This is a genomic window from Nocardia sp. NBC_01329 (assembly GCF_035956715.1).
GTDB lineage: Bacteria > Actinomycetota > Actinomycetes > Mycobacteriales > Mycobacteriaceae > Nocardia.
In genome coordinates, this window is the sequence record NZ_CP108381.1 from 5935693 (window position 1) to 5956736 (window position 21044).

At 66.8% G+C, this 21044-nt stretch carries 15 protein-coding genes; 8 read left to right on the top strand and 7 right to left on the bottom strand.

What is annotated here, in order from left to right; genetic code table 11:
- The first annotated feature begins 27 nt into the window (after nt 1–27).
- The 3 genes from OG405_RS26955 to OG405_RS26965 all read left to right on the top strand — a co-directional run bounded on the left by OG405_RS26955 (nt 28) and on the right by OG405_RS26965 (nt 3335).
- Nucleotides 28–1260: an acyl-CoA dehydrogenase family protein gene (locus OG405_RS26955; protein ID WP_327149206.1), complete on the top strand. Its 1233-nt coding sequence runs from the start codon at nt 28–30 to the stop codon at nt 1258–1260.
- On the top strand, nt 1260–2402 hold the full coding sequence (locus OG405_RS26960) for an acyl-CoA dehydrogenase family protein (RefSeq protein ID WP_327149207.1): 1143 nt from the start codon (nt 1260–1262) through the stop codon (nt 2400–2402). The genes OG405_RS26955 and OG405_RS26960 overlap by 1 nt, the downstream gene beginning before the upstream one ends.
- Nucleotides 2403–2903: 501 nt before the next feature.
- On the top strand, nt 2904–3335 hold the full coding sequence (locus OG405_RS26965; RefSeq protein WP_327149208.1) for a PPOX class F420-dependent oxidoreductase: 432 nt from the start codon (nt 2904–2906) through the stop codon (nt 3333–3335).
- A gap of 163 nt (nt 3336–3498) precedes the next feature.
- Here the strand turns inward: OG405_RS26965 and OG405_RS26970 are convergent, their stop codons facing one another.
- Entirely contained in the window at nt 3499–6636 is a 3138-nt protein-coding gene (locus OG405_RS26970; RefSeq protein ID WP_327149209.1) for a (Fe-S)-binding protein, read from the bottom strand.
- A 447-nt stretch (nt 6637–7083) separates the two neighbouring features.
- Between OG405_RS26970 and OG405_RS26975 the strand changes: the two genes are divergently transcribed.
- Nucleotides 7084–7887, top strand: a complete 804-nt coding sequence (locus OG405_RS26975; RefSeq protein ID WP_327149210.1) for a hypothetical protein — start codon at nt 7084–7086, stop codon at nt 7885–7887.
- A gap of 382 nt (nt 7888–8269) precedes the next feature.
- Here the strand turns inward: OG405_RS26975 and OG405_RS26980 are convergent, their stop codons facing one another.
- The 3 genes from OG405_RS26980 to OG405_RS26990 all read right to left on the bottom strand — a co-directional run bounded on the left by OG405_RS26980 (nt 8270) and on the right by OG405_RS26990 (nt 12435).
- The gene (locus OG405_RS26980) at nt 8270–9583 is read right to left on the bottom strand and encodes a S1 family peptidase (RefSeq protein ID WP_442790619.1); all 1314 of its coding nucleotides are present in this window, start codon (nt 9581–9583) and stop codon (nt 8270–8272) included.
- An 18-nt stretch (nt 9584–9601) separates the two neighbouring features.
- Nucleotides 9602–10957, bottom strand: a complete 1356-nt coding sequence (locus OG405_RS26985) for a S1 family peptidase (protein ID WP_327149211.1) — start codon at nt 10955–10957, stop codon at nt 9602–9604.
- 161 nt (nt 10958–11118) lie between these two features.
- On the bottom strand, nt 11119–12435 hold the full coding sequence (locus tag OG405_RS26990; protein WP_327149212.1) for a hypothetical protein: 1317 nt from the start codon (nt 12433–12435) through the stop codon (nt 11119–11121).
- A gap of 499 nt (nt 12436–12934) precedes the next feature.
- Here OG405_RS26990 and dnaK point away from each other — a divergent pair, with 499 nt between their 5' ends.
- The 4 genes from dnaK to OG405_RS27010 all read left to right on the top strand — a co-directional run bounded on the left by dnaK (nt 12935) and on the right by OG405_RS27010 (nt 17339).
- Nucleotides 12935–14785, top strand: coding sequence for a molecular chaperone DnaK (gene dnaK / locus OG405_RS26995; protein ID WP_327149213.1), 1851 nt, complete (start codon nt 12935–12937; stop codon nt 14783–14785).
- The gene (grpE, locus tag OG405_RS27000) at nt 14782–15507 is read left to right on the top strand and encodes a nucleotide exchange factor GrpE (RefSeq protein ID WP_327149214.1); all 726 of its coding nucleotides are present in this window, start codon (nt 14782–14784) and stop codon (nt 15505–15507) included. Before dnaK ends, grpE begins: the two co-directional genes overlap by 4 nt.
- A 171-nt stretch (nt 15508–15678) precedes the next feature.
- Complete coding sequence (gene dnaJ / locus OG405_RS27005) at nt 15679–16854, top strand: molecular chaperone DnaJ (protein WP_327149215.1); 1176 nt, start codon at nt 15679–15681, stop codon at nt 16852–16854.
- Between the two features lie 53 nt (nt 16855–16907).
- Nucleotides 16908–17339, top strand: coding sequence for a heat shock protein transcriptional repressor HspR (locus tag OG405_RS27010; protein ID WP_327152544.1), 432 nt, complete (start codon nt 16908–16910; stop codon nt 17337–17339).
- Between the two features lie 106 nt (nt 17340–17445).
- On the opposite strand, the gene OG405_RS27015 is transcribed toward OG405_RS27010, so the two are convergent.
- From OG405_RS27015 to OG405_RS27025, 3 genes are all read right to left on the bottom strand, one after another.
- Entirely contained in the window at nt 17446–18093 is a 648-nt protein-coding gene (locus OG405_RS27015; RefSeq protein WP_327149216.1) for a helix-turn-helix domain-containing protein, read from the bottom strand.
- Nucleotides 18094–18817: 724 nt separating this feature from the next.
- The gene (locus OG405_RS27020; RefSeq protein ID WP_327149217.1) at nt 18818–19600 is read right to left on the bottom strand and encodes an FAD-binding oxidoreductase; all 783 of its coding nucleotides are present in this window, start codon (nt 19598–19600) and stop codon (nt 18818–18820) included.
- Nucleotides 19601–19664: 64 nt separating this feature from the next.
- Entirely contained in the window at nt 19665–20822 is a 1158-nt protein-coding gene (locus tag OG405_RS27025) for a globin domain-containing protein (RefSeq protein WP_327149218.1), read from the bottom strand.
- Nucleotides 20823–21044 lie beyond the last annotated feature (222 nt).

A 21044-nucleotide genomic window follows, 5' to 3' on the forward strand; every position in this document is an offset into this window, starting at 1 on the left:
CGACGCATGAAGCCTTCGGGAGCGTGTATGGATTACGACTGGTCGGAGGCCGATCGGGCCTTCCGAGACGAGGTACGAGCGTTCCTGGCCGAGAAGCTGACGCCCGAAGTGAGCACCGCGGGCCGGCTGATGACCAGTGTCTACTCCGATCACGAAGCCGGCCTGGAATGGCAGCGCGTCCTGCACGAACGGGGCTGGGCGGCGCCGCACTGGCCGGTCGAGTACGGCGGCTGCGACTGGTCGCTCACCCAGCACTACATCTTCAGCCGGGAACTCACCCTGGCCGGCGCCCCGGCGCTGTCGCCGATGGGGATCCGGATGGTCGCACCGGCGCTGGTCGCCTTCGGCACCGACGAGCAGAAGAACTACTTCCTGCCCCGGATCCTCACCGGCGAGGTCTTCTTCTGCCAGGGGTACTCCGAGCCCGAAGCGGGTTCCGACCTGGCCGCGCTGAATATGTCCGCGGTCTCCGACGGTGATGATTTCGTCTGCTCCGGCAGCAAGATCTGGACCACCCACGCCACCGAGGCCAACTGGATCTTCATGCTGGTCCGCACTTCTCGCGAGGGCCGGAAGCAGCAGGGCATCACGTTCCTGCTGATGGATATGACGGCGCCCGGTATCGAGATCCGGCCATTGGTGATGAGTTCGGGCGAACAGGTCCAGAACCAGATCTTCTTCGACAATGTGCGGGTTCCCAAGAGCAATGTGCTCGGGCAGATCGACGACGGCTGGACCGTCGCGAAATATCTGCTGGTCCACGAGCGCGGCGGTGGCGCCATGGCCCCCGCACTGCAGGCGATCGCCCAGAACATCGCCACCGTGGCGGCCGATCAGCCCGGCCGTGACGGCAACCCGCTCAGCGAGGACCCGCATTTCGCGGCGCAGCTGGCCGACGCCCGGATCCGCACCGAGGTACTGGAAGTGCTGGAGTTCCGGACCCTGGCCGCTATGGCCCAGGGCAAGGATCTGGGCACCTCTTCGTCCATGCTGAAGATCCTGTCCACCGAGCTCAGCCAGCAACTCACCGAACTCGCGCTCACCGCGGCCGGGCCGCGCGGCCGGGTCTATCAGCCGCACGCCACCGCGCCCGGCGGCCCGATCGCCGAATACACCCCGCCCGCCGACGGCTACCTCAGCGGAGCCGACTGGCAGGCCGTCGCACCGCTGCGCTACTTCAACGATCGCGCCGGTTCGATCTATGCGGGCAGTAACGAAATCCAGCGAAATATCCTCGCCAAGGCAGCATTGGGGCTCTGATGGACTTCACCTTCACCGACGAACAGCAGATGCTGCGCGATGCGGTCTCCGGTTTTCTCGCCGCCCGATACGACTTGGCGAAGAGCCGGGCCGCGGTCAAATCCGGTCTCGGCTGGCAGCCCGAGATCTGGCGCGGGCTGGCCGAACTGGATGTGCTGGGTGTGACCCTGCCGGAGGAGTCCGGTGGTTCGGGTGGCGGCCCGATCGAGGGCATGATCATCGCCGAGGAACTGGGCCGCGCCCTGGTCGTGGAACCCTATGTCGACGCCGTGGTGATCGGCGGCGGCCTGCTACGCCGTTCGGGCGGTGAGCGGGCCGGGGAACTGTTGAGGGGGATCGCGGACGGTCTCGTCCGGCCGGCCTTCGCCGCGCTCGAACCGCAGTCCGGGGAAGTGCGCCACGATGTTGCCACGACCGCCCGCCGCGACGACGACTGGGTGATCGACGGCACCAAGATCGTGGTGACCGGTGTACCGGTCGCGACACATCTGATCGTCTCCGCGCGCACCGCCGGTGAGCGCCGCGATCAGGACGGGATCTCGCTGTTCCTGGTGGAATTCGATCCGGCCGCCCCGCCCGCCGGAGTCGAGGTGCACCGGTACCGCACCATCGACGACCGCGTCGCCGCCGACCTCACCTTCGCCGGATTCCGGGTTCCCGCGAACTCACTGCTGGGCGTGGCAGGGCAGGCCTGGGCCGCCATCGACGCCACCATCGACGAGGCGATCGCCGCGGTCGCCTCCGAAGCCGTCGGCCTCATGCGCAAAGTCCTCGACGACACCGTCGAATACACCGAGCAGCGGCAGCAGTTCGGCGTCCCGATCAGCAGCTTCCAGGCGTTGCAACACCGGATGGTCGATATGCTGATCGAACTCGAGCAGAGTATCGCCGCCGCGTACCTGGCCGCCTACGCCGTCGAAGCGGAGCCCGCCGAACGGGCCCGCGCGGTATCGGCCGCCAAGGTGACGATCGGCCGGGCCACCCGGTTCATCGGCCAGAATTCGGTCCAGCTGCACGGCGCGATGGGGATGACCGAGGAATTGGCCATCGGCCACTACTTCAAGCGCCTCACCGCCATCGAATACGAATTCGGTTCCAGCTCCGATCATCTCGCGCGCTATATCGCGTCGACGAAGTCCTGAGCGGATCCGCGTCCCACTCACCGTGCCCGAGTGGGACGCGGGGCTCACGCCACCGAGCCGCGCGGCGATCTTCAAGAGGGGGATCGCCGCGCGGCCCGGTTGGTCAGTACTCCAACTCCGTCCATGGAATACGGACGGAAGCACGCGATCACCCGATCGCGGAACGGATCGCCGTCTCGATCGCCGAGAACGGGCCGGGACCGCTGATACACAGTGGTTGTGCCGGGTGCAGCGGCGGCTGGGCGAGGAACCTGGGGTGGACGCCACGATTGGGCTGACCCGCGTGGACCAGGAACGGGTGGCAGAGGTAGACGTCGCCCGCCTTGCCGGTGGCGCAGGCAGTGGGGAAGTCGGCGGTGGCCGCGGCGCGCCCAGCGTCCGGATCCCACGCAGGCGTCGTAGGCCGCGTGCAGGCGTGGCCGTGTTCTCGCGCCAGCGAATTTTCCGGACCGGATGGGTGCGCCCGGAATACCGTCCTGCCCGGCCGACTTGGACCCGGTTATGACGAGTACGCAGTTCGATCCGCGCACCCTGCTGAGTGAGAGCCAGCTCGGCGTCCTGGCCACCATCAAATCCGATGGTCTGCCGCAGCTGTCACCCGTGACGCCCTACTACGATCGCGCGGCCGAGGTCATCTATGTCTCGATGACCGCGGGCAGTGCCAAAACCGTGAACCTGCGCCGTGATCCGCGGGCCGCGCTGGAGGTCACCCGCGCCGACGGCTGGGCCTGGGCGACCGCCGAGGGCACGGTCACGCTCACCGGCCCCGGCGCCGATCCGCACGGGCCGGAGGTCGAGGCGCTGGTGGACTACTACCGGAAAGCGGCCGGCGAGCACCCGGACTGGGACGAATACCGGACTGTCATGGTCGCCGACCGCCGGGTCCTCATGAAGTTGGCGGTCGAACGCGTGTACGGCGCCGCGTTGCACTGACCGGCAGGTCGGGGCGGCGCCGGGGTGGAAGACCCGCCCAGCGCAGCGCGATCGGCGCCGCCAGGTACAGCACCGCGACGACGATGGTGCAGGACCATGGAAACGAAGCAGGGCCCGGCGAAGGATTCGCCGGGCCCTGCCGCTGTTCGGCCGGGTTTTTCCGTCAGCCCTTGCGCCCCGGTGCCTTCGCACCGGACTTGAAGCCGAGCGCCCCCGGCTTGGCCTGGGGCGGAGTCGCACCGGACCCGTTGCCCGAATTGCCGTTGTCCGAGCCCTCGGAAACCTGCTCCGCGGTGACGTCGGACGCGGGCTCGGCCGTGACCTCCGGCGTCGATTCGGCGGTGACCTCGGCCGGTTCGGCTTCCGCCGCCGGTTCCGGTGTGGACTCCGGTTCCGGTGTGGGCGTCGCGGCCGCGGCGCCCGGAGCTTTCGCTCCCGGACGTTTGAATCCGGATTTCATCGCCAGACCCTTCGCGGGTTTCGACGGTTTGCTCTCGGCGGGTGCCGTCGCGGTGGTCCGTTCGGTTTCCACCGCCTCCGGTTCGGTGGGAGCCGCCGATTCCGCTGGGGCATCGGCCTTCGCCGCGGCGGCCGGGGCCTTCGCACCCGGAGCCTTGGCGCCGGGCCGTTTGAATCCGGATTTCATCGCCAGACCCTTGGCCGCGACCGTGGGCTTGCTCTCGGTCGGAGCCGAACTCGCGGTGGGTTCCCCGGCTGCCTCGGCTGCCGGTTCTGCGGCCGAAGCGGGTTTCTCGGCGCCGGGTGCCTTGGCCGCGCCTTTCATGGCCAGACCCTTGCCGCCGGGTGCCTTCGCGGCGCCCTTCATGCCGAGGCCCTTCGCGGCCGGTGCCGGCTTGTCCTCGGTATCGACTGCGGGAGCCGCTGCCTTGGCTCCCGGGGCCTTCGCGGCGCCCTTCATGCCGAGGCCCTTGCCGGGTGCCTTGGCCGGGCCCTTCATGGCGAGGCCGCCGCCCTTCGGGGCTGTCTTCTCGGCTGTCGGTGCGGCTTCGGCTTCGGCTTCGGCGGCAACGGGTTCCAGCTCGGGTTCGGGTTCCGGCTCGGCCTTCGGCTCCTGGACGACGGTGAGGGACTCGGTCAGCTTCGCCGGATCCACCCGCTCGATCGACTCCAGCATCAGCTGCGCGACGTCCACGACCTCCACGCCCTCGCCCTGGCCGGACTCCTGGCGGGCGGTCACACCGTCGGTGAGCATGACCCGGCAGAAGGGGCAGCCGGTAGCGATCTTGGCCGGTGAGGTGCTCAGCGCCTCGTCCACGCGGTCGACATTGATCCGCTTGCCCAGCTGCTCTTCCATCCACATGCGGGCGCCGCCGGCGCCGCAGCACATGGAACGTTCCCCGTGGCGGGGCATTTCCACCAGGTTCGACCCGGAAGCGGCCATCAGCTCACGCGGTGCGTTGTAGACCTTGTTGTGGCGTCCGAGGTAGCAGGGGTCGTGATAGGTCACGTTCTGCGCTACCGGAGCCACTGGGACGAGCTGTTTACCGCGCACCAGCCGGTTCAGCAGCTGGGTGTGGTGGACGACCTCGTAGGTGCCACCCACCTGCGGGTACTCGTTGTTGAGCGCGTTGAAGCAGTGCGCGCAGGTGACGACGATCTTCTTCTTTTTCTGCTCGACACCCTCGAATACCGAGTTCAGCACTTCGATGTTCTGCATCGCCAGCTGCTGGAAGAGGAATTCGTTACCCGCGCGCCGGGCGGAATCGCCGGTGCAGGTCTCCTCCTGGCCGAGCACCATGAATTTCACCCCGGCGGTCGCCAGCAGTTCGGCGACGGCCTTGGTGGTCTTCTTGGCGCGATCCTCGTAGGCGCCGGCGCAGCCGACCCAGAACAGGTACTCGTATCCGTCGAAGCTGTCGGCGTCCTGGCCGAAGACCGGGATATCGAAGTCCAGCTCGTTGATCCAGTTGAGTCGGTCCTTGGCGTTCTGGCCCCAGGGATTGCCCTTGTTCTCCAGGTTCTTGAACAGGCCCGCGAGTTCGGACGGGAAGTCCGATTCGATCAGCACCTGGTAGCGGCGCATATCGATGATGTGATCGACATGCTCGATATCGACCGGGCACTGCTCGACGCAGGCGCCGCAGGTGGTGCACGACCACAGCACTTCGGGATCGATGATGCCGCGGGCTTCCGCCTCGCCGACCAGCGGCCGGGTGGCTTCGTCACGGGCGGCTTCGGGAATTTCGGCGAGCTTCTTCTCGTCCGCGTTGCCCTCGGCGTCCACCAGGCCGACTTCGTCGCCGCCCATATCGGTGCGGCCACCGGCCAGCAGGTACGGGGCCTTGGCGTATCCGTGGTCGCGCAGCGACATGATCAGAAGCTTCGGCGACAGCGGCTTACCGGTGTTCCAGGCAGGGCATTGCGACTGGCAGCGGCCGCATTCGGTGCAGGTGGTGAAGTCGAGCCAGCCCTTCCAGGAGAAGTCTTCGATCCGGCCGGCGCCGAGGGTATCGGTATCGGGGTCGACATTCTCCATATCCAGGGCGCGGCCCTGGGACATCATCGGCTTGGCGGCGCCGAGCGCGACCCCGCCGTCGTCCTCGCGTTTGAAGTAGATGTTGAAGAAGGCCGAGAACCGGTGCCAGGCGACACCCCAGTTGAGGTTGCGGCCGACCAGGTACAGGAACAGGCTGCCGGACAGCAGCTTGATGAGCGCGAAGACCGAAACCATGGTGGGGCTCGCGGGCAGCAGCTTCGCGATCTGCATGGTGAAGAAGTCGGTGGCCGCGTTCGCGTGGCCATAGGTCGCGATCTTGCCCGCTTTCACGAAAACCATGCCGAGGCCCTCGACGAGCACGATGCTCTCGATCACGTAGGCCGGGGCGAACGCGGATCCGCTGAAGCGGGACAGACGATCCGGTACTCGGGGGTGGTTGAGTTGGCGGATCACGATCAGCGTGACGATGCCGATGACCGTGCCGATGCCGAGGATCTCGTCCCACAGGTGGTACACGGCGAGATCACCGATGATCGGCCAGTGGAACTCCGGATCGAAGGTCTGGCCGTATGCCTCGAAGAACAGGATGAAGCCGCCCAGGAAGCCGATCATCACCAGCCAGTGCGCCCAGCCGACGGTGCGGAACTTGTTCATCCGCGTATGCGCCAGGAACTCCACCAGCATCTGCTTGAACCGGGGGAAGAACGGCAGCCAGCGGTCGGGTGCGGGCTGGCCGACCATGATCGCGCGCACGATTTTGCGGACGCCGCCGAAGAACGACGCCCAACACAGCAGGCTGAGCGCCGCTCCCAAGGTGCCCAGCGTCACTGTCAGGGCATTCATGTCGCGACCTTTCTTTCGAGGCAACACGAGGTACGAGGAACTGAGCAGTACCCCGTCCGGCTCGTATCGTAACCGCCAGTAAGTTACCCACCAGTAACTAGTGGTGTCCACTGTACGATCTGCGGCAGCCCGCAGCGCGTCTGCCTGGGCTTATCCGCGTGGATCGCGGCGTGATCAATATCACGTTATTGAGTTGGCTGTCCATAACCCATAAGGGCTGATTAACACCGTAAAGGGCCCCGGTCGCCGGCCCCTGCTAAGGCCAGGCTTACCCGTCCTATTCTTACGCCTGGGAAACGAATCTCGCCTTTTGGCAGTGCATTCGACTACGCTCAGCCCGATCTATCAGAATGCGTGAAATCTCATAACGCTCGGGGAGGATTCAGGGTCCGATCACATCGACCCCCTCGCGTCGAGACGTAACGCTGGATACCCGATTGGAAATGGATGACACTCCCGAGATCCGCCGCGGTCGCAGCACTCGTCAGCGGTTCACTCGCCCTGGGCTTCGGCACGGCTCACGCGGAACCGGCGCCCGCGCCGAAGGAAACCGTCAACTACGCCGTTCAATTGCTGGAAAAGACCGTGGTCGCGACCGTCAACGGCGGAACCTTCGCAATCGTCGAGAAGGAGATCTCCGAGCAGGAGCCGAGCGCTCCACGGGAAGAACCGGTCGCGGGGGCGGCTGGAGACCCCATCGCGGACGATGGCAAGGGTGACGTCGAGAAGTTCGTCGAGATCAAGGACAAAGCCGGCAACCCGGTTGTCTCCTGGCCGCTCGCGTTCAACATTGCTGGAACCGAGATTCCGGTGAAGTCCGAGGTCAAAAAGGATGGCGCTGTTCTGGAGATCACTCCGGAGAAGCCCGCCGGCCTGGACACCAGCCAGCCCGTCGTGGTGAAGCCGATTGCCTCTCTGACGGAGAACCAGCAGGCTCAGAATGAATTCGCGAGCAATTTCGGTATCGCCACTGCGATCGGTGGTTTCGTCGGCACCGCCGTCGGTGCCGTTATCGGCTGCGTGGTGACGATCGTGGCGGGCTGCGTTCCCGGTTTGTTGACCGGCGCCGGCGTAGGCGGGATCCTCGGGACCATCGCTGTCGGTGGTCCGACACTGGTCGCCGCGGGTATCGAGCTGATCAACACGATCCAGGCGCCCGCCGGCAGCACCAAATGGGCCAACGATGGGCAGGGCCCGGCTCCGGCCTCGGCCGAAGCCCCGGTGGAAGCTCCGGCAGAACCGCCGAAGTAAGCCTCCAGCGGCTCTCGTACAGCGGCAACAAGGCCCCGCCTTCTCCCCGGGAGGCGGGGCCTCGTCGTATGGAAAGGCTCCTTCGCGGCGTTGCTTTCAGCCGCGAACCGGGCAGCATTGCGGGGCTTGGCGCGCTGATGCGCTGAATCCTGCGGTCGCACGACGGCAGGCAAGAACGGAGGCGTCCGTATCGGCGACAGCGCTGGTATGTATCGCCGGGGTCCGTCGGCTGACGTGGCAGAGAGAAGAGTTCGGAACAGACGAAAGGGCCGGCAGCGTGTAATGCTGCCGGCCCTTTCGTTGCTCTATGCGAGTCGCGCGCGAGGCGCGGCGCCGATGTCCCGCTGGCCGCGTCCGATCGGAGCGGCGGCGGGACGGACCACTAGCTCGTGCGGATGCGCAGTCCCGGGTTGTCGGAGAGCACCACGCTCACCGGCTGCGCGAACAGCTGGGGAGCATTACCCGTGAGCACGCCCAGGATGTTGGGGATCTCGCAGATCGGATAATCGGCGACCGAAGAGGCACTGGAGATACCCAGGGCCTGGCGTCCGGTCACGATCGGTCCGCCGCTGTCGCCGGGGAGGGCGCAGATATTGGCAGAGAAGCTCTGGGTGAGCTGCCGGTCACCGACCTGGACGGTCTGGTCCACGGCGTTCACCACACCGCAGCTGAATCCGGTCCGGGAACCCGATTTGCAGACCGGGGCGCCGACTACCGGGGTGGCCACACCGTCGACCGCGATGGGGGCCGCGCCGGGCACCTTCACCTGATTGTTCTGGAAGCGACCCGCGGCCCCGTCCTCGATACCCATGATCGAGTAGTCCTGGGAACCGAGTACCGACTTCTGATAGGTGGCGATCTTCGGGCCCACCTTGTTACCGCCGAGGGATTCGTGCACGGCGGCGGCACCGGGGTCGTCCAGGTTCGGGTTGCAGTGTCCGGCGGTGATATTGACTGTGTTACCCGCCGGGCCGATCCCGTTGAAGCCGAAGGAGCAGCGCAGCGAGCTGTCGCCGGCGATCGCGGCGAAACCGTCACCGCCGCCGACCGGAGTCGCGCCGGACTCGGCGATCGCGGCCGCCTGCGGCAGTGTTTCCGCCGCGATCGGCGGGGCCATGACGATGACGCGGGCCGGATCGATGAAGTTCGGCATCGGCAGGCCGACCTTGTCGACCCGCACCGCGATGCTGTTGTTCACGGTATCGATCACGACACCGCGCACCAGGGAAGCCACCGCTTCGGGCTGACCGTCGAGCCAGCGTTCGAAGGCGCTCTTCTCGCCGCGCAGCGCCGATTCGCTCTTTGCGACATTGCGGACGACGAATCCGGTCGATTCCGCCGCACCGCGGGCCTCGTCGGCGCCGGGGCCGTTCGCCAGTGCGACCACGCCGCGTCCCTGCTCGTCGAGCCAGGCGCCGCCGAACACCTGTGGGTACTGGCGCTGCGCGGTGGTGGCGAACGCGGCCACCTGCTGGGCGGTATCGGCGCGCTGCAGGTACTGCTCGGGGGAGATGTGCAGATCCCGGTTCAGTGCGGCCACCAGGTCGGCCGGCAGGCCGATACCCGGGTCGGGGGCAGCGGTGGAGACCGCGGTCGGGCCGAACAGCAGCACGGCCGCCGAGGCAGCGACCGCGGCACGTTGAATGCGTTTTCTGGCCGGCGCCGACCTTCGTTTACCTACGCGTGGCATGAGCATGCGAAGACTATATCGGGCTCAGCCTGCATTCGGCCTGGTTCGTACGCTGATGCCGCTTCCGATGCCCCCACCGGCTGCGGAATCGGCGTGCGCCAGGATGCCTCGAATGGGAATTCCCAGGGTAGCGGTGCCACCGTACTGCGCGAGGGCGATATTGGCTTTTTCGCAATCGGGCGCATCGGCGGCGTTGGAACCGCTGGTGATACCCAGCGCCAGGGTGCCGCTGATGATGGCCCCGCCGCTGTCACCGCCCAGGGTGCAGGCCGAGCTGGCGAAACCGCGGACGACCTTCGCATCGCCCTCGGTGGTGAACAGCTGGGTCTCGACCCGATCCGCGACAACGAAACCGCAGGTGAAGGTCGAGGACTGGCCGGATTTGCAGACCGGGGCGCCGACCACCGGGTCGGCCGTGCCGGTGACGGTCAGGGTGGTGCCGTTGGCGCCGCGGACCGTGGGCTGGTCCATTCCGGCGCCTACCGCGCGCTCGTTCAACTGGATCAACGAGTAGTCCAGGGTGCTCGGTCCGCCGAGTTCCGACTGGACGAATGTGCCGAGCTGCGGACTGGCCGGGATATTGCGAATATTCGGGCCGTATACGGGGGCCCGTTCGTCGCCTTTGTCGATATTGGGATTGCAGTGTCCGGCACTGATATTCAATGCGTTGCCCGCGGAATCGACACTGTTGAAGCCGAACGAGCACACATCCACGGTCTTCAGTTCCGCGTCGTCGAGCGGGCCGGGAGCGCTGATATAGGTGTCGCCGCCCATCGGCCGGTGCTCGACCGGGCCGCCGCCGTTCGGGGAAAGCACGACCTTGATATTGGCGATGAGGGTCGGCAGGTTGAGCACATGCGCCAGTGGCGTATTCGCGACGTTGACGATCAGTTGGCTGTTGAGGAAGTCGATCGCGATCGAATTGATCAGCTGCGAGATATCCCGAGGCTGCGCGGCGACCCACTGGTTCATCTGCGTCAGCGAGGTTTCCAGCGCGGCCGCCGAGACCGGGGCCAGGCGGGTTGTGTAACCGTCGTTGCTGGCCACCTCGGCTGCGTCCGGGGAGGTCACGGCGACAGTAGGTTTACCTTCCGGAGTCAGCCAGGCGCCGGCGAAGACATCGGGCCGCTCGGACCGGAATTCGGCCGCATAGGTCTGCAGCTGCTGGGCGCGGGCCGCGCGGTCCAGATATTCGGTCGGGGTCATATTGAGATCGCGGGACAGCGCTTGAACCAGTTCGGCCGGAAGGTCCTCGGCACCGAGTTGTTCCGGAGCGGGTGCCGCGGTTGCCGCTGTCGCACCGAACAGGGGAGCCAGGAGAACGGTCGAGCCGATAACGGCAGCCTTGACCGCGGCGCGACGCGCCACCGACTTGCGCATGAAGTCCCTTCGTCGGCACTGTGTGCCAGATAATCTGTGGCCACGGGCCTCGAATCGTTGAGAATCGAATCCGTTGGCGCACAGGTTTGCTCGAGCTTCGACCGGGTTGCCGGGGTGGCCGGAATAACACCGGTCAGCGGATCACTCTAAGGCACGAATCGCTATCTGGCTTCTTCTTGCCCGCCTTCTTGGGATCCGGTGTCGGGAAGGTTCACATCGGGGTCGTCGGTGCGGAACGGAACCGGGAAAGGAAAGTACCGGGGGCGGGTCCGGGTGGTTGTCGTTTCGGTTTCCGTGGTCGGCTCGGTGAGGGTCGGACCGGTGGGTCGGCCGGTGGACGTCGGGGGGACCGTGGTGGGCGCCGGTGTTGTCTCGGTGACGGTGACCGGAGGCGGCGGCTCGACCGTCGGTTCCTCGATGTAGGTCGGTTCCGGCTCGTAGGTCTCGGGTACCGGAGCCACCGGTTGTGGCTGGACCGGTGGTGGTTGGACCGGTGGTGGCGGAGGGGGTGTTTCGGTAACCGAGGTGGTGACCGGTTCACCTGGTTCGGCCGCGCCGGTCCGCAGAATCGCGGTGACGCCGACGGCTCCGATCAGCAGGCCGCCGACCGCGGCGGCCGCCACCAACCCGGCGGTGCGGCGGCCCCCGCCGCTCCGATCCCGGCGCGGCGGGGCCGCGGCCGCCGCTTTCGCCGCCGGTTTCGCCGCGGCTGTCGAGAGTGCCGCCGAGGTACCGGTCCCGGGGCGCGCGTCGGTCGTGGGGCCGGGCTCGGCCGCGGAGCCCAGTCCGGCGGCCAGGACCCCGAGACTCGGGCCGCCGTAGGTGGCTTCGGGATCCATGGCCGGGACCATCGCGGAGTACGCCTTGGCCGAGGTGTCGCCGTCGCGGAGTTTGGGCATGACGACCGTGTCGAGTGCGGAGTTCTGGGCGGTGCCGGGATCGGGCGGGGTCGCCCCGGCCGGAGTGCGGAGTACAACGGCCAGTGCCGCGCGGCCCACGCTCTCGGCGAAGTACCGGGCGGTTTCCCCCGGGGTGAGACGGGTGGCCGGCGCCGGGAGTTCGTCCTCGCCGATCAAGGTCACCGATTTCAGGCCCAGATAGTCGAGTGCGCCGCGCAGGGCCAGGACCTGTGCGGCGGGCCATCCGGCGGGATGTGTCGCATAGAACTCGGCCGGGCCGTTGAGATGGTCGGCGGTGAGGTTGATCAGGCAGAACAGGGCGGTGGCGAGCAGGTCTTCCCCCCGGTATGCCTCACCGTCGTCTACGACCACGCCCGCCGGATCGCCCACGGCGGCGACGAAACCGGTGATCGTATGGGAGTACCCGGCCGGAGCGACAGCACCACCGAGCACCGCGTCGCCCTCGTCGGACATGTGCAGCACCGGCTCACGGAGGATGAAGTGCGGATCCCCGTCGTCGTCGACGACTGCCGCGGTGCACGCGTACTCCGCGATGTGCAGGCCCACCCCAGTGGCCATTCTCGGATCCTCGCTTCGACTTCCTCATCCAAAAACCACGGTACGGGTTCGCCCGCGCGACACCGGTCCGCGACGCGGGGTGCCGGGTCACCATGGGCGGAGCATTGACAATAGCGCCGATGAGCGGCGGATGGGGATCGGGGCTCGGCCCCGGTGGAGGCGCCCGGGCGCGGTACGGCTGGGTCACGATGTCGCACCGACTCGGTTCGCTGTGCCGGGCCCGGGGAACAATGGTGGCGGCGTCGGGATGCGGGTGTGGGAATACATCGCCGGGGTCGGGGGTTGAGTGGATCGACAATGTTGAGTGATGGCGGCTCAAGTTTGACTTGACGGCCCCGCGGAAGCGGGGCAGGATTGAGCCGACCACGCTCAGTATTGCTGGGACCGTGCTCTATGTTCTGCCAGGGGCGGGTCCATGCGGTGGGGCCCCAAGGGCCCGCCGCGCGCCATGGGCACCGGCCCGGACAGACACAAGCAGTCGAAAATGAGGAGGAAACAAATGGCTCGTGCGGTCGGAATCGACCTCGGGACCACGAACTCGGTCGTCGCCGTTCTCGAAGGTGGTGAGCCGGTCGTCGTCGCCAACTCCGAGGGTTCGCGTACTACGCCCTCTGTCGTCGCGTTCGCGAAGAACGGCGAGGTATTGGTCGGGCAGCCGGCCAAGAACCAGGCCGTGACCAACGTCGACCGCACGATCCGCTCGGTGAAACGCCATATCGGCACCGACTGGACCGTGGAGATCGACGACAAGAAGTACACCTCGCAGGAGATCAGCGCGCGCACGCTGATGAAGCTGAAGCGCGATGCCGAGTCCTACCTGGGCGAGGAGATCACCGACGCGGTGATCACCGTCCCCGCCTACTTCGAGGACGCGCAGCGGCAGGCGACCAAAGAAGCCGGGCAGATCGCCGGGCTCAACGTGCTGCGTATCGTCAACGAACCCACTGCCGCCGCGCTGGCCTACGGGCTGGACAAGGGCGACAAGGAGCAGACCATCCTGGTCTTCGACCTCGGTGGCGGTACCTTCGACGTCTCGCTGCTGGAGATCGGCGAAGGCGTCGTAGAGGTCCGTGCTACTTCCGGTGACAACCACCTCGGTGGTGACGACTGGGACGAGCGGGTCGTGAAGTGGCTGGTCGACAAGTTCAAGTCCAGCTCGGGCATCGACCTGACCAAGGACAAGATGGCCATGCAGCGGCTGCGTGAGGCCGCCGAGAAGGCCAAGATCGAGCTGAGCTCCTCGCAGAGCACCTCGATCAACCTGCCCTATATCACCGTCGACGCGGACAAGAACCCGCTGTTCCTCGATGAGCAGCTGACTCGCGCCGAGTTCCAGAAGATCACCTCGGACCTGCTCGACCGCACCCGCGCGCCGTTCCAGTCCGTGGTCAAGGACGCCGGCATCAAGGTCGCCGATATCGACCACGTCGTGCTCGTCGGTGGCTCCACCCGGATGCCCGCGGTCTCCGAACTGGTCAAGGAACTGACCGGCGGCAAGGAGCCCAACAAGGGCGTGAACCCGGACGAGGTCGTCGCAGTCGGCGCCGCCCTGCAGGCCGGTGTGCTCAAGGGCGAGGTCAAGGACGTCCTGCTGCTCGATGTGACCCCGCTGTCGCTGGGGATCGAGACCAAGGGGGGCGTGATGACCAACCTCATCGAGCGCAACACCACCATCCCGACCAAGCGCTCGGAAACCTTCACCACGGCCAATGACAACCAGCCGTCGGTGCAGATTCAGGTGTTCCAGGGTGAGCGGGAGATCGCCGCGCACAACAAACTGCTCGGCTCCTTCGAGCTGACCGGAATCCCGCCGGCCCCGCGCGGGGTGCCGCAGATCGAGGTCACCTTCGATATCGACGCCAACGGCATCGTGCACGTGACGGCGAAGGACAAGGGCACCGGTAAAGAGAACACGATCAAGATCCAGGACGGCTCCGGTCTGTCCAAGGAAGAGATCGACCGGATGGTCAAGGACGCGGAGGCGCACGCCGCCGAGGACAAGGCGCGCCGGGAGGAAGCGGAGACCCGCAACCAGGCCGAATCGCTGGTACACCAGACCGAGAAGTTCATCGCCGACAACGAGGACAAGGTTCCGGCGGATGTGAAGTCCAAGGTCGAGGCCGCGATCACGGAGGCCAAGGAGGCGCTGAAGGGCACCGATACCGCCGCGGTGAAGGCCGCGGTGGAGAAGCTGGCCACCGAATCCCAGGCGCTGGGTCAGGCGATCTACGAGGCCCAGGCCTCCGAAGGCGCGGCCGCCGGTAACGGCGCCGCGGGTGCGGACGCCGGCGACGACCAGGTGGTCGACGCCGAGGTCGTGGACGAGCCGGTCGACACGGAGAAGAAGTGACGAATTCGGGAAACAAAGGTAATTCGGGAGAGCCGGCGGATCCGGTCAGCTTCGTGGACAAGCGCAAGATCGATCCGGAAACCGGTGAGGTACGGGATCAGGCCGGGGCGGCCAACGGCGCCGCCCCGGCCGGGGCCGAGGAGGGTGTAGCGCCCCAGGCGCCGCAGGCCGGCCTCGACGGTGACGGCGTCGAGGCGGCGCCCGCGGACGCTCCGCCCGGTGCGTCGGACGAGCTCGTCGAGCGCACCGCCGATCTGCAGCGGCTGACCGCCGAGTACACCAACTATCGGCGCCGGGTCGAACGCGACCGCAAGACCGCGATCGATTCCGCCAAGGCCGCCGTGGTCACCGAACTGCTCGGGGTCCTCGACGATCTGGACCGCGCGAAGGCACACGGCGACCTGGAATCCGGGCCGCTGCGCTCGGTGGCCGACAAGCTGATCGAGGCGTTGCGTAAACAGGGTCTCGAGGATTTCGGATCCGAGGGCGAGCCTTTCGATCCGAACCTGCACGAGGCGGTTCAGCACGAGGGATCCGGACACGATCCGGTGATCGGTGTGGTGATGCGCAAGGGGTATCGCTTCGGCGAGCGGGTGCTGCGGCACGCGCTGGTCGGGGTCACCGACGGGGCGGGGGATCTCGGGTCGAACCCGGATTCCGCGACCACGGCGGAACCCGCTCCGGCGAAGGCATCGGATGCTGATGCCGGCTCGGACAAGTAACGACTCCGCGGCGAGAGCCTCGGACCGGGTCGCGCGGCGTACCCCCGGAGTGATTCGGGGGCGCCGCGCGCCCGTCGCGCCGCGCGCGGCGGGCCCGGAGACGGTAGGAAAGTGTGACCCCACAGCGGCCCGTCCGGGCCGTGGAACGGTAGCGAGAGGAGGAGATACCCGGTGAGCCAGCGGGAGTGGATCGAGAAGGACTTCTACAAGGAGCTGGGTGTCTCCGCCGGCGCCTCCACCGATGAGATCAAGAAGGCGTATCGCAAACTCGCCCGTGATCTGCATCCGGACGCCAACCCCGGTGACGCCGAGGCCGAGGAACGGTTCAAGGCCGTCAGTGAGGCACACACCGTGCTGTCCGACTCGGCCAAACGCGCCGAATACGACGAGACCCGCCGTCTTTTCTCCGGCGGCGGATACGGCCGGGGCGGCGGTTTCACCCCGGGTGCCGGCGGCGGGTTCTCCCAGAGTTTCGATCTGGGCGATATCTTCGGCCAAGCCGGCGCCGGCGGAGCCGACGGTGGCCTCGGTGATCTGTTCGGCGGTCTGTTCAACCGGGGCGGTGGCGGTGCCACCCGTGCCGGCAGCCGCCCGCGGCGGGGCTCGGATGTGGAGGCCGAAACGACACTCGGGTTCCGCGAGGCGGCCAAGGGCGTCACGGTGCCCCTGTACCTGACCAGCCCGTCACCGTGCACCACCTGTCACGGCAGCGGCGCCAAACCGGGTACCAGCCCGCGGGTGTGCCCGATCTGCAACGGCAGCGGTGTGGTGAGCCGCAATCAGGGTGCTTTCGGATTCAGCGAACCCTGTGACGACTGCCGGGGTACCGGATCGATCATCGATGACCCGTGCGTCGACTGCCACGGCAGCGGTATCCAGAACCGCACCCGCACCATCAATGTCCGGATCCCTCCGGGTATCGCGGACGGGCAACGGATCCGGCTGGCCGGGCAGGGTGAGGCGGGCCTGCGGGGTGCGCCCTCAGGCGATCTGTTCGTCACGGTGCACGTGAGCCAGGACAAGGTCTTCGGCCGGGTCGGCGACGACCTGACCCTGGCATTGCCGGTCAGTTACAGTGAATTGGTGCTCGGCACGACCGTATCGGTGCCCACGCTGGAGGGCCGGGTCGGCGTGAAAGTGCCGCCGGGTACCGCGGACGGCCGCATCCTGCGGGTGCGCGGCCGCGGAGTGCCCAAACGTGGTGGCGGAGCCGGTGATCTGCTGGTCACCGTGAAGGTCGCCGTGCCGCCGAAGCTGGATGACGATGCCGTAGCGGCGCTGCGCGCGCTGCAAGAGGCGGAGAAGGCCAGCGGGTTCGATCCGAGAGCGGGATGGGCAGGTGCGTGATGGAGCCGAAACGGGTATCCGAGGGGGGGTCGGCACGCCCCGCGGCTCGAGCGATGGGCCCGGAGGCGGCGGCGCAGCATGACCGCGTAGGGCCCCGTGAAGGGCGCCGATCGAGCAGCGAATACTTCGTGATCTCGGTGGCCGCCCAGCTGGCGGGTATGCACGCGCAGACCCTGCGCACCTACGACCGGCTGGGTCTGGTGACGCCGCAGCGTACTTCGGGCGGCGGCCGGCGCTATTCGGAACACGATGTCGAGCTGCTGCGCGAGGTGCAGCGGCTGTCCCAGGACGAAGGCGTCAATCTCGCCGGGATCAAACGGATCATCGAGCTCACCAACCAGGTCACCGAACTCCAGCAGCGGGTGATGGAACTGTCCGCGGCGTTGGAACGGGAGCGGGCTCGGCCGGATTACCGGCCGGAACTGATTCCACCGCAGCGCAATACCGCGCTGGTGGTGTGGCAGCCGCGTAACCGGCGGCACTAGTTGGATGAGGCCATGAGGTTCTGACACCGCCGGGACGCGGCGCAGGGCCTCACCGCGCGCGGTGAGGTGCCCTGGCCGGCGGGCTCACCGATATCGATGTGCATGGTCAGCGCGACGATCGGATAGCCCTTTCGGGCCATGTCGGCAATTCCCCGTTCGTGTCGATCAGCGACGTGACCAATTGGATCGCACAGTCTTTATCGCGCGCGATCGCAGTCCAGCCCCGAGCCAGCGAGCCTGTCGGCCGCAAACCGGTCCATGAGCCGATCATCTGCGAGCCATCCGGGTGCAGCGCGAAGTAGAGAGTTCCGATGTGGCGGATGCTTCCACCCGACGTCGTATACCAGCCCATCAGCACTTCACCGCCCCATAGCCGGAGCTCGCTACGCCACGTGTACGAGCCGTCGACAACTGGATGAGCGCGATCGCCGTCAGCTACGTGAAGTAATTCGTCGTCCTGCGCTACGGCCAACAGGTGAACATTCACATGGTCGGCGCCACTCCGCCGATATTGCCACGCCACCCACCACTCGCCGGACAAGTCGGTCTCGGACGCCTCCGCGCCGGCCAGCTCGGCCAACGACACCTGCAATGCGTTGGACAGCCGGACGCTCACCGCGAGGCTGGGAGACTGTTCGCCGGATTCGTAGCGTCCGATCTGGCGTTGAGTAACGCCGACGAGCTCGGCCAGTCGGTCCTGCGATAAACGAAGTTGACTTCGTCGTACCCGGATCACATCAGCGGTCTTGCTCATGCCCCATCTTCTCCATTGACTGAAAATAACTCAAAGTGGACTAACTAGTCCTATCATCAGGGGCGATTTACGGTCGTTCAGGACTGATCAGTCCTTCTTCAGGGAGCAGGTTATGGAGCAGGCACCCGCTATCGCCTACTTGCGCACCGATGTGTCAGGAGCCCAGCAGTATCAGGATGAATGCCGCATGCGCCGGCTGTCCGAACGACTCGGCTACACACTGTGCGAGACCCTTGTGCTGTGCGCCGCCACCCATAGCCGGATAGACCGGTTACTCAGGCTGATTGCGATCGAACGCGCAGAGGCGGTCTTCGTGCCACATCTGGACCATCTGGACGGCGAACATATGCGCGTAGCGCTCCGAGCCGACGTGATAGTGGACGCTCACGAGGTGTACGCCCGCTGGCCTTCCATCACGTCCTCGAACGGCATGACCTACCGGCTCTCGGAGGAGTGCGGCGATCCCCTTCTCCCCGTTCGAAGATCGAGCAGCCGGGACGTGCGTTCACCATGGGGTGAGCCGCCGAGACCGCCGAAGGACCGATCGGGCAGAGTTCCCCCGCATCTCCGAGCCCTGCCGTCGCCACATTCGAACCCTCCGCAGCCTGGAGTGGGTGAAATCGGCGACGGGTTTTTCGGCCTGTGACCGTATGCCAGGAATGTCCGGCCATGCGAGACCGGGCGCTGTGCCGGACCGGGATTCGGAATCGCGTCCCGGCAGAGCTCAGGCGCCCTCGAACTGAATTCTCTCGGGCGGAGTGCCCGAGTCGAGAAGACGTTCGACGGTGGAGCGGGTCATTGCCGGGGAGCCGCACACCAGGATTTGGTGCCGACCGAACGACCCATAAGACCCGACCACTTCGGCGAGGGTGCCCTGGAGCAGATCGTCCTCGTCGAAACCTATGTCCACCCGGTGGCTTTCGTGCCATTTATCGGCCCAGGACGGGTCGTCGAGCCGTTCCACCACCGGTACCACCGTGAGCCAGGGCAGATCAGCGGCCAGCAGGACGAGCATATCGGCGGCGTACAGATCGCGCGGCGCGGAACCCCCGAAGAACAGATAGGTGGTGGGCGGGTCCGGTTGCCTGGCCAGCTCCAGGATCTGGGCGCGCAGCGGGGCCAGGCCGGTACCGCCGGCGATCATGACCACCTCGTCGCCCTCGGGGTCCACGGTGAACATGCCTTCGGGCGCAGCGAGTTTCCAGCGATCCCCGACCGCGGTATCGGCGACGATCCCGCCGCTGCACCAGCCGCCGGCCACGCTTCGAATATGGAATTCGAGCTTGCCGTCCAGTGAGGGCGGTAGGGCGGGGGAGAACCGCCGCCGCATCCCCGGGAACTGCGGGACCTCGACCTGCAGGGACTGTCCGGCATGGAACGGCACGTATTCGCCGATCAACCGGACCACGGCCAAATCGTGGCGCAGCCGATGATGTTCGACGACATCGGCCAGCCAGTGTGCCCGCTGGGGCGAATGGCCGGGGAATGCGCTCGGGTCGTTGCTCATACTTCACTCACCTGACAGGCCGGGCCGGACGGAGACCGCCCGGAGCTCGATGTGCCGACACCGATCAGACCGGATCGGTACTGATGATCTCCTCCGGGGTGCCGACCGCGAGCAGTGCGCGCCGGGTATCGGCGATCATCTTCGCCGAACCGGCGATCTGGATCTGCCGATCCTCCCATGCGCCGAAACTGGCTACCACGGCGCCGAGGTTGCCGACCAGGCGCCGGTGCATGCCGTAGGGCGCGTCCTCGGTGGGATGCGGATACCACCACGGGTTCGTCTTGTGTTCGCAGACCGGGACGATGGTGAGCCACGGGTTGCTCTGCGAGAGCTGCCACATGTTCTCCACGTCGTAGAGATCGCAGGGGTAGACCCCGCCGATGAAGAAGTGCACCCGGGGGTTGATACCGCGGCGGCCCATCTCGATCAGCTGGGCGCGCAGCGGCGCGACGCCGGTGCCGGACCCGATCATCAGCACATCGCGGCCGCTGTTCTGATCCACCTGCAGGCCGCCGAGCGGTCCGCCGATGAGCCAGCGGTCGCCGACCTTGGTCTCGTTGACGATCGACGGGCTCACCCAGCCCCCGCGAACTTTTCGGACGTGGAATTCGATTTCGCCGTACGGGTTCGACGGGATGGCGGGAGAGAGATAGCGCCACATCCGGGGCCGCTGCGGGACGGAGATGGGGACGTATTGGCCTGCCAGATAGGGAATCGGGTCGTCGGACTGGAGCCGGACGATGGCCAGGTCGTCGAGGACGTGCCGGTGGCCGACCACGGTGGCCTCCCAATAGGGCGGCGAATCATCGGAATTGGCGCCTATGGCCATGGCGGCGGAGATGAGCAGGCAGACATCGCGCCAGCCCTCGGCCAGTTCTCTGGTCCAGTACGGGCCGTTGTAGGTCTGGAAGGCGGCGTAGAGCGCCGGCCCGGCCAGGTCGTAATGCGAGGCGTCGACACCGTACTTGCGATGGTCGCGCGCCAGTTGTTCGAGGAACTTCTGGGCGCGGTCCCAGTCCTCCAGGTGATCGAGCATGTACTGGACAGCGGTGACCACCCGCTTCGCCTGCATATCCATGGCGGGCGGGAACAGCTCCCGCAGCCGCGGGTTCGCCGCGAACAGGTGACCGTAAAAAGCGCTGACCAACCGCTCGGGTCCACTCGGCGCATCGACCACCGACTGGAAATTGGCGCGGACCAGCGCTGCCGAACGCGCATCCACGGCGTGGAGCTTCCTTTCCCTGAATTCCGACCCGGAGGGACCGACCGGCCGTTACCGGCGGTCCTTCACCCCGACCAGTATCCCCGAAAAAAGAGATGATGGTGGGTGTGAAATACGGTTACCGGGTTTGGCTGATCTTGTTCGCGGGTAACGACGCGTCGTTGTGAGCCGCGATCCAGCACTTTTCTGGCAACCCGGTGCCGGGAGGCCGCCACCGAAAAT